This window comes from Gordonibacter sp., from assembly GCF_036667095.1.
Taxonomy (GTDB): Bacteria; Actinomycetota; Coriobacteriia; order Coriobacteriales; family Eggerthellaceae; genus Gordonibacter.
On the sequence record NZ_JAVWUP010000370.1, the window covers coordinates 1 to 1,382 of the forward strand.

General features: G+C 58.2%; 1 protein-coding gene. It reads left to right on the forward strand.

The window, feature by feature from the left end; genetic code table 11:
* Positions 1 to 71: 71 nt before the first annotated feature.
* Positions 72 to 1,073 carry a YdcF family protein gene (locus RR842_RS14685; protein ID WP_332730311.1) on the forward strand — a complete coding sequence of 334 codons (1,002 nt, stop codon included), beginning with the start codon at positions 72 to 74 and terminating at the stop codon, positions 1,071 to 1,073.
* The last annotated feature ends 309 nt before the right edge of the window (positions 1,074 to 1,382 follow it).

Here is a 1,382-nt window from a genome sequence, read left to right on the forward strand (position 1 = left end):
GAAAACTAGTTTGCGTGCAGTGGAGGTTGAGCGCTGAGGGTTGCCGGCCTGTCGGACTGAAAGGGTTGCCCATGTTCCTTGAGCTTCTTCTCATCTATTCTCCAGCTTTGCTGTTCGGGTTTCTCTTTTTCCGAAACTACCGCAAAGAGCCGCGGCAATTCCGCAACGCGCTGTACCTGCTCATGCTGTGCCTGTTCTTGTTCTACGGGTTGTCTATCCAGTTCCAGATGCCGTGGCTCGTTATCGTGGGACTGGCTTTTATCCCGTTCGGCACGGCGGCCTTGGTGGTGTTTTTGCTGGCGAACACGTTCGTCGTGGTAAGACGGGAGGGATTTTCGCTGTCTCATATACTGCCAGCTTTGTTTGCCCTTTTCATTGTGGCGGTATGCGTTGCCCTACCCTTGTTCGTCATGCTGCAGGCGCCGCCTTTCGTATTGGCCCTGTCGGGTCTCGTCGTGCTTGAAGGTTCCTACGTCGCCTTCACCTTCCTTGCGCTGCTGCTGTACTCATGGCTGTACCGTCGTCTGCCTAAGCGTAGCGACTACGACTACCTCGTGGTGCACGGTGCCGGACTTTCTGGGATGCAGCCCACGCCGCTGCTGACCGGTCGTTTAGACAAGGGCGTCGAGGTGTGGGAGGCTATCGGGCGCCGAGCGCTCATCATCGTATCGGGTGGACGGGGTGCTGACGAGCAGGTGTCCGAGGCGGCGGCAATGAGGACGTACCTTATCGAGAAGTATGGCGTGCCGGCAAATGCCATCATCGAAGAGGACCGATCGGCTACCACGATGGAGAACCTGCGCAACAGCAAAGCCCTTATGGACGTTCGCTCGGGAGCGGGTACCTACCGTGCTGCCGTGGTGACGAGCGACTACCACGTATTTCGTACGGCTGAGTATGCGCACAAGATCGGCCTCGCCGCGGACGGTGTAGGAAGCAAGACGGCGCGCTATTTTTGGCCGACGGCATTCATCCGCGAGTATATCGCCGTCAGCAGCGAGCATCGTTGGCCGTTCGTCGTGCTGTTCGCACTGTGGTTGGTGCCGACTGCCCTTATCCTCTTTGCACGTTAGAAAGTTTGCACCCCTTCTCCTTCCCGTTTTCCTGGTGGACGCCAAGTACCTCGTTTCGTGCGAGGGGAAGTTACGGCCTTTCGTGCGATGGCGTACGTGGCACGCAGCCTATAGTGCCCCGTGTTGGAAGGCGGATAACCGCCGCTATGAACACACGGAGAGGAGCTCTCATGGGGAGGAATTTCACCAGAAAGCAAATTGTGGCAGGCGCTGCGGTGTTGGGCGGCACGCTGGCAGAATAAACCTATGCTGACACGATGCAGGGCAGCGGCTGGTCGTGCGGTTCGCAGGGCACGGCATCCACTCGCT

Bases quoted from the DNA above. Each gene is read 5' to 3' on its own strand.
- RR842_RS14685 (WP_332730311.1), top strand. From the start codon at position 72: ATGTTCCTTGAGCTTCTTCTCATCTATTCTCCAGCTTTGCTGTTCGGG.